Raw genomic sequence first — 14,763 nt, forward strand, 5'->3', positions numbered from 1 at the left:
AACTTTCACCTTTTCTTTCCAGTCATTTTTATTAATGATAAAAGAACCACATAAATGTATGCGGTTCTTTCACTATAGTATGAATTATTTTTTATATACGATTTTTCCTCCAACAACGGTCAACAATGCATTCGTCTTTAAAATTTCTTCCGTACTGCAGTTCATTAAATCCGTATCAAGTATTGTAAAGTCTGCATCATACCCTTTCCGGATATAGCCGCGTACACCTTCTTTACAGATCGCCTCGGCACTTCCAACTGTGTACATCTTCACTGCCTCAAAACGGGAAAGTTTCTGCTTAGGGTTATAACCTTCATGTGGATCTGTTGGCTTCTTTCGCTCGATGGCTGCATAGATCGTTTCGAATGGACTCATTGCTTCAATCGGCGCATCGGTACCTGCAGCACATATGAAACCTTCATCTATAAACGTTTTCCAAGCATAATGGTGACCAGCGCGGTTTTCACCAAGCTTCTCAGTTACCCATGGATAGTCTGATGTAACAAAGGCCGGCTGCAAATCCAGTATAACCTGCAGTTTCTTCATTCGGAAAAGCTGTTCTTCTGATACGACGCAACAATGAATCAGGCGATCGCGCTTCCCTTCAGCTACAGGATATTTTTCTAAATATTGAAGCACCTGTTCCATAGCACCATCACCGATTATATGAATGGCCACCGCTTCATTATATTTTCGCGCTAATTGAATGAGCGCTTCCATTTGAACATCTGTATGAATGAGCATCCCTTTATTATGTTCTTCATTTGCATATGGAGCCAATAGTGCAGCAGTAGAGCCACCTAACGAACCATCGGCGAAAATTTTCATCGCACCAGGTTCGATAAATGGTTCATTAAATTGCGCATTATTCATAATCATTTCCTCAAATACAGTATGATGACGCAATAAGTTGACGCGGAAATGCTTCCGTTCTCCGACTACGCGCTGATAGGCCGTTAATGGATTCATATAATGACCATAATAGCTCATCTCTTCTGTATGTCCACCAGTTAAACCGTAAGACTGCATATGTTCAATCGCCAGCTGCAAGGACTGCTCCAAGCTTTCAATATAGCTTTCTCCCTCTTGTTTAAATAGTGAAGATACTAGATTTGTTGCCTGTTCGTACAACAATCCGTTTAGCTCACCATTTTCATGTCGTCCTATCTTTCCTCCTGCCGGATCTTCATTACCTATTGTAATCTCCGCTAATTGGAGTGAGGCTGTATTGACTAAGGCAACATGATGGCATACACGATTAAGGAATATCGGGTTTTTAGTTACTGCATCTAATTCTTCTTTTGTTGGGATGCGGCCATCTGTAAATTGATTTTCATTCCAGCCATCCCCAATGAGCCACTGCCCTTCCTGAAGTTGATCTGCAGCGTTTTTCACCAATTGTACAAGCTCTTCACCGCTTGTCGCTACCGTCAAATCAAGGCGCATCAACTTTTCACCGTGACCAATCATATGAAGATGGCTGTCTACAAAGCCCGGGTACATAACTGCACCATGCAAATCGATAATGTCATCCGCATATACTTGTAAATCCTCGAATGTCCCTGTTTCTACGATCTTACCATCGTGTACAAGCACTGCCTGCACGGTCGACCCTTCTTGTTCCATCGTATAGATCGTGCCATTAGTCCATAATTGCTTCATCTTCCGCTATCCCCCGTCTACATCTCAAAATCTTCTCGTTTATAGGGTAATCCTATATTCATATGATCCAGGATTGGTTCGTCCGATCCTTTATATAGAAATGTCACTTCCTGTAATTCAGGTAAATTTTCAAAATAAGAACGCGCTAACGTTTCTACAAACATATTGGCACCTGCAGAACCTTGAATCGTGTATATGTCGTCACCTAAATTAAGCATCAAGCTTTTATCTTCGTTTTCCATCGTATAATCCAGCAGCTCTACATCATGTTCATTTACTTTTGAAAAAATAAATGGTACGAGTTCTTCTTCACCGCTATCAAAATTCTCATCAAATGGAACTGTGTTTTCAGCATTGTCATCTGATTTATATAAAGTAATCTTTTCCCCTTTTGCTTCAGGGCTACCCTGTGTCACATTGTCTGAATTATTTCCCGGGACATTATTTATATCATCGCTCGTTTCTTTTGTCCCGCAAGCTGCGAGCACAAGTGCTAATAGCATGACCAATAATAGTTTCTTCATCGTTATCTCACTCCTTTTGATATATTACTTTCAAGATACAGAATAAACAAACAATTTTCAAACTTCCGGTGGCCTTTTTCCAAGCTGCATTTACGGTTGTAGTAAGGCGAAATATTTTTCACAATGAAAAATCCAATAAATTACAACACTGAAAATAAAATGTTTTCAAAAAATATTGACAACAATAATTGCCTACACTAATATTAAGGAACACTAAATAAATTAAAACAAAGAAAGGAGTTAAGGGATATGATGACATCAATTGTGAATTTACACATTCCAACAGCGACAATTTCATATTGCCCTAACCTGAACTTTTGTTTTAATTTTGCACGTACATGTAAATAAAAGGCACAGGTGTGGATTTCCCTGTGCCCTTTTTCGTTTTGACACCTTTTCGAAAAATCGGAATAGGTGTCTTTTTTGTTTTACATTGTACCGGCGTTTAAGTTTCGGCGAAGAAATGTACGGTGCTTTTTAGTGTAACAACATATCAGGAGGGCTTTATATGACTATCTTTTTGCATCGAAAACTATTAAAAATGGATCGATATGATGATGGGTAGCAACATGATCAACTTTGAAGAAAGAAGGTATACGTAATGTTTAATGTATTTGTGAAATTAAAGTGGTTTTTAAAAATGTACCGTAAACAATATACAATTGCGATTGTACTCCTTATGCTGGCGAGCTTTATAGAAGTTTTGCCTCCATGGATTTTAGGGGAAGCCATTGATGACATGACAAGTGGTGATATGAATCAGACGCAGCTGCTGAAGTATGTAGGCTTCGTTATTGGCGCTGCCATCGTGAGTTACGCTTTAAACTTCATATGGCAATATCAGTTATTTGGCGGTTCGATTACACTTGATCGTATTTTGCGGAAAAAACTGATGCATCAATTTTTAAAGATGACCCCGACGTTTTATGAAAAAAACCGTACTGGTGACTTAATGGCAAAAGCTACAAACGATTTAAATGCTGTTACATTAACAGCCGGTTTCGGTATTATGACCCTCATTGATTCAACGGTCTATATGGCACTGATCATTTTAGCAATGGGCTTTTTCATCTCTTGGAAGCTGACATTCTTTGCGATGCTCCCAATTCCAATCATGGCTATTATTATTCAATATTTAGGGAAAATTGTTCATGAGCGCTATATGAAAGCACAGGATGCATTCGGTGAGATGAATGACAATGTGCTGGAATCTGTTGCGGGAACCCGCGTTATCCGTGCATATGTTCAAGAAGGAAAAGATGAAGAACGCTTTGCGGAAATGAGCGAGAACATATTTGCAAAAAACATGCGTGTCGCTTATATTAACGGGCTCTTTATGCCAATTACGAAAATCGGAACTGGTATTTGTTATGTAATCGCATTAGGCTACGGTGCTGTCCTTGTTTCAAATACTGAGCTAACGGTCGGTCAGCTCGTTTCATTTAACGTCTATTTAGGATTGGCAATTTGGCCTATGTTTGCGATTGGGGAGCTTATTAATGTCATGCAGCAAGGAAGTGCTTCACTTGACCGTGTACAGGATACATTGGAATATGAAGCGGATGTCCAAAATCCTCCTTCACCAATGACACATCATGTACCGAATTCTATCGGGTTTTCTGACTTTACATTCCAGTACCCTTTATCTCAGGTGAAAAACTTGCAGCAAATTTCACTGAACCTCAAAAAGGGGCAAACACTTGGTATTGTCGGCAAAACAGGTTCAGGAAAGACAACATTTATTCGTCAGCTGCTGCGTGAATATCCGTTAGGCAATGGGCAAATTGCTATCAATGATACGGACTTGGCACAAATGACAAAAGAACAGATATTGGACTGGATCGGCTATGTGCCACAGGACCATGTATTATTTTCCCGTACCATCCGTGAAAATATTTTATTCGGGAAAGAAAATGCTACGAACAGTGAAATCGAAGAAGCGATTCGACTGGCAGACTTTGAAAAAGATTTATCAAATTTACCGCTTGGCATTGAGACACTTGTCGGTGAAAAAGGCGTATCTTTATCAGGTGGCCAGAAACAGCGTGTATCAATTGCACGTGCATTGATTAAAGATCCCGAAATTTTAATTTTGGACGATTCTTTATCTGCTGTCGATGCGAAAACAGAATCAAAAATTATTGAAAATATACAAACAGAGCGCGCTGGAAAAACGACGATCATTTCAACTCACCGCCTGTCAGGTATTCAGCATGCAAATGAAATCATCGTGCTGGATGATGGTTATATCGTTGAACGAGGTACACATGAAGAGCTCCTACGCTTGGGTGGTTGGTACAAAGAGCAGTTTGACCGCCAGCAGCTTGAGGAGGTGGAGCAATGAGTACATCAAAACGACTGTATCTATATGCTTTAAAATTTAAAAAACCGATTTTAATCGGGTTAGCTTTACTAACAATTGCGGTCGCAACTGATATTGCAGGACCGTTCATCGCCAAATATATTATCGATCATTATATGGAACCAGGTAATCTGCAAGTAGAACCGATTGCGGTACTGCTGGCGATCTTCTTCCTGTTATCTGTGCTGACTGCTGTGTTCCGTTATTTAATGTTCATCTTTTTACAACGTGGTGCAAACTTCGTAATTCAGCAGTTACGGAAAGATGTATTCGGACATATTCAGAAGCTGCCGATCGAATACTTCGATAACTTGCCTGCCGGTAAAGTTGTTGCCCGTGTCACAAATGATACAGAGGCAATACGCAATCTGTATGTAACGGTACTTTCGCAATTTGCGAACAGCTTTATTACGATTGCAGGGGTATATATAGCTTTATTTATTTTAAATTGGAAAATGGCACTCTTCGCTCTATTACTCGTCCCGATAGTTTATATTTGGATGATTTTATACCGGAAATTTGCTTCACAGTACAATCATATTATTCGAACAAAAATAGCGGATATCAATGCAATGATCAATGAATCGATTAACGGGATGACGATTATTCAGGCATTCCGCCGTGAAGAACAGATGAAGCAGGAATTCGATGAGATGAATGATGAACATTATAAATACAATCGGAAGCTTTTAATGTTGGACTCCGCGACGTCACATAACCTGGTAAATATTTTACGACTCGGAATGTTCGCAGTATTTGTTTTTTACTTCGGTACACAATCAATGACATTACCTGAAGCGGTAACAGCTGGTACGCTTTATGCGTTTGTTGATTATATTACACGCCTGTTCAATCCGATTACGAACTTAGTCAACCAGTTCTCCCAGCTTGAACGTTCACTTGTTGCAGGTTCACGAGTATTCGAACTGCTTGATCAGCAAGGGGAAGCTGTAAGTCCGGAACGAATTGAGCGCTATAAAGGAAATGTTGTGTTTGATCATGTATCATTCGCATATAAAAATGATGAATATGTGTTGAAGGATATTCACTTTGAAGCAAAAGAAGGCGAAACAATTGCACTTGTCGGTCATACAGGATCAGGGAAAAGTTCGATTATGAATTTACTGTTCCGCTTCTATGATCCGCAAAAAGGCCGTATTATCATTGACGGGAAAGATATTACGAAGCTTCCGCGCCAAGCGATTCGCGAGCATATGGGAATCGTATTGCAGGATCCGTATTTGTTCACTGGAACGATTGCCTCGAATATTAGCCTCAATGATAAGCGCATTTCAAGAGAAACCGTTGAAAAGGCGCTTGAAGCGGTCGGGGGCGAACGTGTCTTATCGAAATTCGAAAAAGGGATTGATGAGCCTGTAATCGAAAAAGGAAGTACCCTTTCTTCCGGTCAGCGCCAGTTAATTTCGTTTGCACGTGCACTTGCATTTGATCCGGCTATCCTTATTTTGGATGAGGCCACATCGAATATTGACTCGGAAACAGAGGAAATCATTCAGCATGCAATGGATGTACTGAAAAAAGGTCGTACAACCTTTATTATCGCCCACCGACTTTCCACTATTAAAAATGCAGATAAAATTTTAGTATTGGACCGTGGTGAAATTGTTGAACAAGGCAACCATGATGAACTTGTAGCACTTGGCGGCAAGTATGAACTCATGTATCGCCTGCAGTCCGGTTCGTTAACATCTTAGAACAAAAGCGCTAAAGCGCCCGTTCAACTCCGCAAGCCATTGGAAGGCCCGACACAAAAGTAAAATGTTCACCACTTTTGTACGGAGGGACTGAAATGGCCAAGGAGTTGGCGCTTTAGCCTGGACGTGGACAAAACTTTATTTCAGGTGATCCACAATGCGATATTCTATAATTTCCTTAACACTAAAAAAAGCGTATAGCCCCTTTAAAACTAGGGATCTATACGCTTTTTGCTATTTTTCGAGCTTTTTGTTCGGCCAGTATGACCATTTACCAAATACTGTAATCAGGGATGGTACGAGTAATGGACGTACGACAAAGGTATCAAGCAATACCCCTACCGCTGTTACGATACCGAACTGTACTAACAGTTGGATTGGTAACGTTGCTAATACTAGGAATGTACCAGCTAAAATCAGACCAGCAGATGTAATAACCGCACCTGTTGAAGCAATACCATTTGAAATGGCTTCTCTATGCGCAATACCGCGCTTGCGGTTTTTCCATATATCAGAAATCATGAAAATATTATAGTCATTACCTAATGCGATAATAAATACGAAACTGTACAACGGAATCGAACTAGCCATCGCTTCATGACCTAAACCGTAATGGATAATCAGCCAGCCCGCACCTAAAGCAGAGAAGAAAGATATTACTACCGTTACCATTAATTGAACCGATGTGATTAAAGCACGTAAGTATGCTAATAATACGATGAAAATAATAATAATCATGACAGGTTGAATGATTTTTTCATCGCCTGACTGAACGACTTTTGTATCAAGTTGAGAGCTCGTTTCGCCCCCGATCCAGAATTTGCCGTCTTCCAGATTGTTATCCGCAAGAATAGCCTTCACATCGCCCTTCATTTGCTCAACATCATCCATCGCTTCATTCGAGTATGGATTTTTATCCAAATCAACTTCATAAAGTTGGATATTGTTGTTTGTTTCACCTGTACGCATTTCTTTTACTACACCGACATATGGGAGTTTTAACAGTTGCTCTGTAATGTCCAACTCAGTTCCTTCACTGTCTACCAACAACTGAACCGGTGCTAATTCACCAGGTGTAAAGTTCTCTTCAATGATTGTAAATCCTTCACGTGAAGGCATATCTTCAGGGAATGAAGATATTAAATCATAGTTATATTTAATATTTGTGGACGCAATTGCCAAACCAATTAATATCGCTCCTGCAACAATTATGACAAGCCATGGTTTCGAAGTAACAAATTCACCGACCTTACGCATATAGCGGTGATTAGGCTTACGTTGTTTATATGGTTTGTTTTTCTTTTCGGCATTTGCTTTTTCAGCTTCCTCTGTACGAGGAACAAATGGCCAAAATGCTGCGCGTCCTAAAATACCAAGAATAGCCGGAAGCAATGTAACTACTGCAAAACCTGTAATTAATACACCAAAACTAAACGGAACAGCAAAGCGCTGGAATGCGCCGTAATCCGCCAATGCCAATGTCGCTAAACCGATTACTACTGTTAAGCCACTCATTACGATTGCGCCTGTTGATTCACGAACAGCAGATGCCAATGCTGTAAATTTATTATCTTCAGTCAGCAATATATCTCTGTAACGTGTGATTAAGAATAAACAATAGTCCGTACCTGCACCAAACAGTAATACAATCATAATCGCTACCGCTTGTGCATCTTTATCGATCCATCCGTTTTCAGCCATCACGCCCAACAATGGACTTACAACCAAATAGGCTACCCCTACAACAATTAACGGGATAATCGCTAAAATTGGTGAACGGTAAATAACTAATAAGATGACTAAAATGATAATTACAGTGGCAACCATTAATTGCACATCAGCTGCTTTAAAAAGATCTGTCGCATCAATCGAAATACCAACCGGTCCAGAGAATCGAGCATGAAGTCCATCATCCTCTAAATTAGTATCATATGGATTTTCGCCAAATTGACTTTCTGTACGTTCTTTAATAATCGCTAAATTTTCTTTTAGAACATCTGAATTTTTATCTGTTGAAAAGAAAACAGGTGTGACAAGTGCTGCACCGTTCTCAGAAAGTGACCCCATCAATGCTTGAACAGGAAGATCATGGAATGGCGGGAGTGTTTCCTGTCCATCTAACGGTTCATCCGCAAGCTGTTTGTATAACCCTTGAATATTTGTCAAATCTTCTTCCGTAAGACCCGATTCGTTATACCAAGTAATTAATAACGGTATCCCACTATCAGAAGAAAACTCTTCCTCCATTATTTTTCCTGCTTGAATTGATGTATAAGTATCAGGGATTTCATCGCCCACAAAGTTTTCAACACTATTAATTTGCGGGAAGATAAGTGCAAATACAACGGCAAACATAATCCATAAAGCCAAAACGACCCAACGTGTCTTCTTACCGCCCATTACACTTCCCCATTTTTCCAATGGATGTTTAGACATTACATAGCCTCCTCTTATTTTCTCTTCCAAATTTTACTAAGGAATGATACTTTTTAATAATACCCCTCAATCTAAGTTATACAAACATTGTACATTATACGAAAAACATTTGACAAGTACTTTCTTTTTCGGTTGAATAGAGTTTAACAAGGATTCCTTTTAGGAGGTGGTAAAATATGACTAAAAAAACTTACTCGATACAACAAGTATCTAATTTAACGAATCTTTCTAAACAACTGATCCGAAAATGGGAAGATCGCTATCAAATCATTCAACCTGATAGATTAGACAATGGCTACCGCGTATATACGGAAGATGAAGTTCAAACGTTAATGCAACTGAAACAATATATAAATAGCGGTATGACGATCAAACAAGCGGTAGATCACTATATTAAAAATAAGGATGTACCAGAAGAAGACCCTGTATCGTTCTTCCACAAAGCACTAATTCAAGCTGGTACCGAAGCGAATGAACATGAAATTTTACATTTACTTGAACAGGCTCACCATAAATTTGGCGTTGAGAAGCTAATTCAGGACATTGTCGTTCCCTTCCTTCATGAAGTCGGACAGCTTTGGTGCGAAAAAGCATGGGGTGAATACCAAGAAGCGATAAGCAGTCAAACAGTGCGTGACTTTTTAAGCAACCTTCGTCGACATTTTTATGTTCCGGACGACGCACCACTCGCATTAGGGAGCTGTCTACCTGGAGAAAGACATGAAATCCCTATGCAAATTCTGCTTATCCAATGTATGTTGCGGGGTTACCGTACACTAATGCTCGGTCCTTCACCTGCTCCAACTGCGATACAATCCGCTATCGCATTAAAGAAGCCTGCCATTGTACTGCTGACAGGATCTACCGAGATTGCTTACAACGAATTTGCCCAGTCCATTCATACACTTGAAAAATTGGCACAGGTTCACGAGCATATTTCTTTTTATATTGGTGGTTCAGGGACAGAACTTTTTTATGAACAGTTCCAATTAAAAGCGTTAAAACTAGCAAGAACAATTGACGATATCCTTCCAACTGCTAACCTTTAGGCATGATTCTTACCGAGAGGCTGGGACATAAGTAGAATAACCGTTAAATAACAGGAAAACCTTTATTAAGAAACGGATATTTTGCAAAATTGATTGGAATGCAGGTCGAGTGTTCGTGCTGACGGTTTCACCTTTCGCACTGTTAAAACACTAGCTGTCGGCTACGCCTTTCGCTACAAGCAAAGCTTCCTGCGGGAATAGCGTGACGCCTGAGACGTTCGTGTAAGGCCACGCCCGCGGAAAGCGTCCCGGAATGGAAATCAATTTTAACGCTCAGCAAATGCTATTTTTCTCTCAGAGAAAAATAGCATTTTTGGGTTATGTCCCGGCCTGTTTTTCTGATTCTATTCGAAAAGAAAAAATTGACCACTTTGCTTGATTTGCAAAATGGTCAATCTTTTTGTACCTACTATCATTTATGCGTCTTTTGTTTCGTCCGGCTGGTTTTTACGCTCACTGCCGGAAGTAGTTTTTGTTCTCGCACGATGTTTTTCATCTTTTACTTGGTCATTCAACTCTTCCATTGGAATTGGATCTACAAATTTCATTTCCTCATCTATGTCGAAAATGCTTTCCTTTTCGGTATTCAATAAATCCGGATTGTCGAGCTTTTTATGCTTTATTTTATCGTCTTTCATATATAAAAGCCTCCTTTTCGAATAGTCTCTTATCTAGTACCCGAAAATAGAGGTGGTTACACTTTTACTTTTATGCAATAACTTTTTAACTTTTAAAATTTATGTTTTTCTCGGCCATTGCATGTTTTAAGATAGGCAATGAAGAAGGCCCGATCCCATGCAATTGCAAAATTTCTTTTTCCGTATATTCAGCAAAATGTTCCAACTCGGTAATGCCTACATTTACTAATGCATTACGCGCAGGTGAGGATAAACGAGATAAAAACCCTTCTGACGGTTTATTCGCCCGCTCACACTTAGGACAAGTTCCACAATCTGTACTTTTATAATACCGGTGCCCCATTGGACAAATACGCAATGTCCGCTTCCTTTCCACCACCATCAACCCCTGTTTCATTTATCATCTTTCTTTAATCACCATTATTCTACCCTTTAAAAAAATCCGTTGCACGATTTTACGTACAACGGATTCTATATTATGCTTCTACAAATTCACGTGAATCAACATTACGGATCATATAATCAAATGCCCCTAAAGCAGCTGTTGCCCCAGAGCCCATTGAAATAACAATTTGCTTGTATACTGTATCTGTGCAATCGCCTGCTGCAAAAACTCCAGGAATATTAGTTGCACCGTGCTTATCGACAATAATTTCGCCATGCGCATTCATTTCCACAGTTCCTTCAAGGAATTCTGTGTTTGGCAATAAACCAATTTGAACGAATACACCTTGTAACTCGATATGCTTTTCTTCACCTGTTACAACATCTTTATAAGTTAGACCATTCACTTTATCAGTTCCTGTAATTTCAGTAGTTGAAGCATTTGTAATAACTGTTACGTTTTTCAGGCCGCGAACACGCTCCTGCAACACTTTATCTGCCTTCAACTCACTGTTGCGTTGTAGTAACGTAACATGGTTTACAATACCTGCTAAGTCGATCGCTGCTTCTACGCCTGAGTTACCGCCACCGATTACCGCAACATCTTTCCCTTTGAAAATCGGTCCGTCACAGTGCGGGCAATAAGCAACGCCTTTATTTTTAAATTCTTCTTCACCAGGAACCCCAAGTTGACGATAGCGAGCCCCTGTAGAAAGAATAACTGTTTTCCCTTTTAATACCGCGCCATTTTCCAACGTTACTTCGATCAGATCTTTTTTCTCAATTTTTGCTGCACGTTGAGATTTCATCACATCGATGTCATAGTCTAATACATGCGCTTCTAGGCTCGAAACAAATGCAGGACCTTCTGTAGCCTTTGTCCCGATAATATTTTCGATTGATAGCGTATCGTTAACCTGTCCACCGAAGCGTTCTGCAACGATACCCGTACGAATCCCTTTACGTGCTGAATAAATAGCAGCCGCAGAACCTGCAGGACCACCACCTACTACCAATACATCAAAAGCTTCTTTATCTGCAAATTCCGAGCCGTCCGATACTTCGCCTAACTTCGTTAAAATATCTTCCAACTCCATACGACCGCCACCGAAGTTTTCGCCGTTTAAATAGACAGTAGGAACCGCCATAATGCCACGATCTTTAATTTCAGCCTGGAATGCTCCACCTTCGATCATCGTGTTCGAGATGTTCGGGTTTAAAACCGCCATAATATTTAATGCCTGCACGACATCAGGACAGTTATGGCAAGTTAAACTTACGTACGTTTCAAACTTCAATGGCTGCTTAATCGCCTGAATGCGTTTTACAACGGCTGCATCGATTTTCGGTGCACGACCTGAAACTTGTAAAAGTGCTAAAACTAATGAAGTAAATTCATGACCAAGTGGCAACCCCGCAAACGTAACGCCAGATTCCCCTTCACCTACTTTATTAATACTGAAACTCGGGGTACGTTCTAATATTGCATGCTGTACCGTGATGCGGGATGACATCTTTTCCAGCTCTTCCACTAAATTGAGCATTTCTTGCGATGTTTTGTCGTCATTAACACTCACTTTAATTAATAAATCACCTTCCAGCATTGATAAATACTGTTGTAATTGTGCTTTAATCTGATTATCTAACACTGCACAAGCTGCTGTATGAACACCTCTTATCGTTCCTTCCCGAAAAATAAGCGGCGATTCTCTCTCTAATACAGCCAGCCTTCCACCTCTTTTCTATTTAATTTAGAAGGTAGAGAGCTTCCCATTCTTATCTCAAGTTAAAAACAGAGCGACAAAAACCAAGCCATAAAGGTTGTTTTTGTCGCTTACTTGTTTGTTATTTACTACTCAGATTAGATTTTACCTACAAGATCTAAGCTTGGTGTTAAAGTTTCGCCGCCTTCTTCCCATTTAGCTGGGCAAACTTCACCTGGATTGTTACGTACATATTGAGCCGCTTTAATTTTGTTTACTAAAATTGAAGCGTCACGGCCGATACCGCCAGCATTGATTTCTAATGCTTGTACAACACCGTCTGGATCGATGATGAATGTACCGCGTTCTGCTAAACCGTCTTCTTCGTTTAATACGTCAAACGCTTTAGAAATTGTATGAGATGGGTCGCCAATCATGATGTACTCAATTTTGCCGATTGCTTCAGAAGTATCGTGCCATGCTTTGTGAGTGAAGTGTGTATCCGTCGATACAGAGTAAACTTCTACTCCTAAAGATTTTAAAGTAGCATATTCGTTTTGCAAGTCTTCTAACTCAGTTGGGCAAACGAATGTGAAGTCTGCTGGGTAGAAGCACACAACTGACCATTGTCCTTTGAAGTTTTCTGAAGTTACGTCGATGAATTCACCTTTTTGGAATGCTTTCGCAGCGAATGGTGCGATTTCTTTACCGATTAATGCCATTTTAAAATTCCTCCTATATAAATATCAATGAAATAATTATTATAAAATAATTATTATTACCATCTAGAATTATCTTATATTAGTATTATTTCGTCAACCATCTGCAACTTAAATTCAGGAAATTATTCTTTATAAATCTCAAATTAATGTCACAAAGAATTTCGGAGGGTGTTTTAATGCAGTTAAATCATACTTTATAAAGAAAATATGTCTTTAAAACGTTATTTTTGTATATTTTATTTGTCGGAAAATAATTATCCAATAATTAATGTTCTCTCCCATGTTTTTGACTAACAGCAAGAGTTTTTCTAATAGTCGCTATTCTCGATTAACGTAACATCTCCCTAATAAACGAGAAAGATGGACATATCTACTCTCGATATTACCTTACAAATAAAAAAGCCTATGCAGAAACTTTCTACATAGACCTTTCTTTAACTAGTTTGTAAACGACAGAACTGCATTTTTGTATTTCGCTAAAAATGCTGCAGCCTCGCTTTTCGTTGTGTATTCGAACATACGAATATCATTAGGATTATTGAACACTGTTACTACCCACATATTTTACCGCTCCTTTTCCATGTTTTGTTTTTTATTTTGTATATGATAATATCGCGTTTGTATATTTTTCTAATTTTGAAGTCGCTTCAAGTTTCGTCGTATATTCAAATATACGAATATCATTTATATCGTTAAATACTGTTACTACCCACATGTTCCATTTCTCCTTTTTTATAAAACTGTATTATAAATAGTCGATTCTCCCGTGACAGTTGCAGATTGTTATATAACACACTTCCTGTTTTCTATTTTACTCCATTTCATTTAAAAAGAAACCTCCTAACCCCTATTTTCACAATGTGTTCATAATTTATCTGATTTATTTGAACACTTTGTGAAAGTCCTAATTTCATGGTTTTAAACAAAAAATAGAAGAATAGAAGTTAAGGTAGCTAGTTCTGTCCTAGTACAGAATAATAACGCTTACATATAAAATTATGTTCATATTTAATTGGTAGTTTCTTTATTTTCGTTACGATAAATGAAAACTAAAAAAGGGATGTATAAAATTATACATCCCTTTTCCTATTACGCTTTTCGCTGAATAATACCCATTGCAGTATTGGTCCAACGTTCTACCTCTGCTTGTCGTTGTGGATCATTGTTTGCTTTCTTCATAACCTTCACAGTCGCATCATGTGACACATCGCTCACTTGGTTCAATACATCACCTGTGTGTTTGACGGATTGAATGACAGACTGGATAGATTCTTTTTTAAATTCGATATCTGCCTTCATGCGATCGACCGTTGTAGTTAATTTCGTTGTTTCGGTTTGAATAGGGTTCAGCTGTTTTTTAATTCCTTCAATATGTGCCAGCAGCAGTGTAACAACTTTTTTTATTGGTCCAATTACTACAATAATACAGACAATTAGCAGAACTACAGCAATTCCCAATATAACGAGAGCTGTCAAAAACCATGGATTCATAAAATATGCCTCCTTATTAAAATTCCTTTATTCCTTACATATACCCAACTTACTCCTAACAATACACTAAATATTTC

13 protein-coding genes are annotated in these 14,763 nt (G+C 39.0%); 3 read left to right on the forward strand and 10 right to left on the reverse strand.

From position 1 onward, the window contains the following. Positions 1–84: 84 nt before the first annotated feature. On the reverse strand, positions 85–1,662 hold the full coding sequence (locus MKZ25_RS18105) for an amidohydrolase (protein WP_340802697.1): 1,578 nt from the start codon (positions 1,660–1,662) through the stop codon (positions 85–87). A gap of 17 nt (positions 1,663–1,679) precedes the next feature. After that, positions 1,680–2,186: a fructose-2,6-bisphosphatase gene (locus tag MKZ25_RS18110; protein ID WP_340802698.1), complete on the reverse strand. Its 507-nt coding sequence runs from the start codon at positions 2,184–2,186 to the stop codon at positions 1,680–1,682. A 601-nt stretch (positions 2,187–2,787) separates the two neighbouring features. Between MKZ25_RS18110 and MKZ25_RS18115 the strand changes: the two genes are divergently transcribed. Continuing rightward, positions 2,788–4,530 (forward strand): ABC transporter ATP-binding protein, encoded by a 1,743-nt coding sequence (locus MKZ25_RS18115; RefSeq protein WP_340802700.1) that lies wholly within the window; start codon positions 2,788–2,790, stop codon positions 4,528–4,530. Further along, entirely contained in the window at positions 4,527–6,263 is a 1,737-nt protein-coding gene (locus MKZ25_RS18120) for an ABC transporter ATP-binding protein (RefSeq protein ID WP_340802701.1), read from the forward strand. Before MKZ25_RS18115 ends, MKZ25_RS18120 begins: the two co-directional genes overlap by 4 nt. Before the next feature lie 234 nt (positions 6,264–6,497). Here the strand turns inward: MKZ25_RS18120 and MKZ25_RS18125 are convergent, their stop codons facing one another. Beyond that, entirely contained in the window at positions 6,498–8,699 is a 2,202-nt protein-coding gene (locus MKZ25_RS18125; RefSeq protein ID WP_340802702.1) for an MMPL family transporter, read from the reverse strand. Between the two features lie 176 nt (positions 8,700–8,875). Here MKZ25_RS18125 and MKZ25_RS18130 point away from each other — a divergent pair, with 176 nt between their 5' ends. Next, positions 8,876–9,748: a MerR family transcriptional regulator gene (locus tag MKZ25_RS18130; protein ID WP_340802703.1), complete on the forward strand. Its 873-nt coding sequence runs from the start codon at positions 8,876–8,878 to the stop codon at positions 9,746–9,748. Positions 9,749–10,164: 416 nt separating this feature from the next. Here the strand turns inward: MKZ25_RS18130 and MKZ25_RS18135 are convergent, their stop codons facing one another. The 7 genes from MKZ25_RS18135 to MKZ25_RS18165 form a co-directional block, all read right to left on the reverse strand. After that, entirely contained in the window at positions 10,165–10,386 is a 222-nt protein-coding gene (locus tag MKZ25_RS18135) for a hypothetical protein (protein ID WP_340802704.1), read from the reverse strand. An 85-nt stretch (positions 10,387–10,471) separates the two neighbouring features. Continuing rightward, positions 10,472–10,783: an RNA polymerase alpha subunit C-terminal domain-containing protein gene (locus MKZ25_RS18140; RefSeq protein WP_340802705.1), complete on the reverse strand. Its 312-nt coding sequence runs from the start codon at positions 10,781–10,783 to the stop codon at positions 10,472–10,474. A 79-nt stretch (positions 10,784–10,862) separates the two neighbouring features. Next, positions 10,863–12,419, reverse strand: coding sequence for an alkyl hydroperoxide reductase subunit F (gene ahpF, locus MKZ25_RS18145; protein ID WP_340802706.1), 1,557 nt, complete (start codon positions 12,417–12,419; stop codon positions 10,863–10,865). Positions 12,420–12,631: 212 nt separating this feature from the next. Further along, positions 12,632–13,195 (reverse strand): alkyl hydroperoxide reductase subunit C, encoded by a 564-nt coding sequence (gene ahpC / locus MKZ25_RS18150; protein ID WP_087618112.1) that lies wholly within the window; start codon positions 13,193–13,195, stop codon positions 12,632–12,634. Positions 13,196–13,633: 438 nt separating this feature from the next. Then, the gene (locus MKZ25_RS18155; protein WP_008405892.1) at positions 13,634–13,756 is read right to left on the reverse strand and encodes a hypothetical protein; all 123 of its coding nucleotides are present in this window, start codon (positions 13,754–13,756) and stop codon (positions 13,634–13,636) included. Between the two features lie 31 nt (positions 13,757–13,787). Further along, positions 13,788–13,910, reverse strand: a complete 123-nt coding sequence (locus MKZ25_RS18160) for a hypothetical protein (RefSeq protein ID WP_340802707.1) — start codon at positions 13,908–13,910, stop codon at positions 13,788–13,790. Positions 13,911–14,284: 374 nt separating this feature from the next. Further along, a complete protein-coding gene (locus MKZ25_RS18165; RefSeq protein ID WP_340802708.1) occupies positions 14,285–14,686 on the reverse strand; it encodes a DUF948 domain-containing protein in 402 nt (133 codons plus the stop codon). Positions 14,687–14,763: the final 77 nt, after the last annotated feature.

The organism is Solibacillus sp. FSL W7-1464, from assembly GCF_038004425.1.
Classification (GTDB): domain Bacteria; phylum Bacillota; class Bacilli; order Bacillales_A; family Planococcaceae; genus Solibacillus.

What these genes read in the sequence shown, in the direction of transcription:
- MKZ25_RS18105 (WP_340802697.1), bottom strand. Translation starts at nt 1,662, where the DNA reads ATGAAGCAATTATGGACTAATGGCACGATCTATACGATGGAACAAGAA.
- MKZ25_RS18110 (WP_340802698.1), bottom strand. Translation starts at nt 2,186, where the DNA reads ATGAAGAAACTATTATTGGTCATGCTATTAGCACTTGTGCTCGCAGCT.
- MKZ25_RS18115 (WP_340802700.1), top strand. Translation starts at nt 2,788, where the DNA reads ATGTTTAATGTATTTGTGAAATTAAAGTGGTTTTTAAAAATGTACCGT.
- MKZ25_RS18120 (WP_340802701.1), top strand. Translation starts at nt 4,527, where the DNA reads ATGAGTACATCAAAACGACTGTATCTATATGCTTTAAAATTTAAAAAA.
- MKZ25_RS18125 (WP_340802702.1), bottom strand. Translation starts at nt 8,699, where the DNA reads ATGTCTAAACATCCATTGGAAAAATGGGGAAGTGTAATGGGCGGTAAG.
- MKZ25_RS18130 (WP_340802703.1), top strand. Translation starts at nt 8,876, where the DNA reads ATGACTAAAAAAACTTACTCGATACAACAAGTATCTAATTTAACGAAT.
- MKZ25_RS18135 (WP_340802704.1), bottom strand. Translation starts at nt 10,386, where the DNA reads ATGAAAGACGATAAAATAAAGCATAAAAAGCTCGACAATCCGGATTTA.
- MKZ25_RS18140 (WP_340802705.1), bottom strand. Translation starts at nt 10,783, where the DNA reads ATGAAACAGGGGTTGATGGTGGTGGAAAGGAAGCGGACATTGCGTATT.
- ahpC (WP_087618112.1), bottom strand. Translation starts at nt 13,195, where the DNA reads ATGGCATTAATCGGTAAAGAAATCGCACCATTCGCTGCGAAAGCATTC.
- MKZ25_RS18155 (WP_008405892.1), bottom strand. Translation starts at nt 13,756, where the DNA reads ATGTGGGTAGTAACAGTGTTCAATAATCCTAATGATATTCGTATGTTC.
- MKZ25_RS18160 (WP_340802707.1), bottom strand. Translation starts at nt 13,910, where the DNA reads ATGTGGGTAGTAACAGTATTTAACGATATAAATGATATTCGTATATTT.
- MKZ25_RS18165 (WP_340802708.1), bottom strand. Translation starts at nt 14,686, where the DNA reads ATGAATCCATGGTTTTTGACAGCTCTCGTTATATTGGGAATTGCTGTA.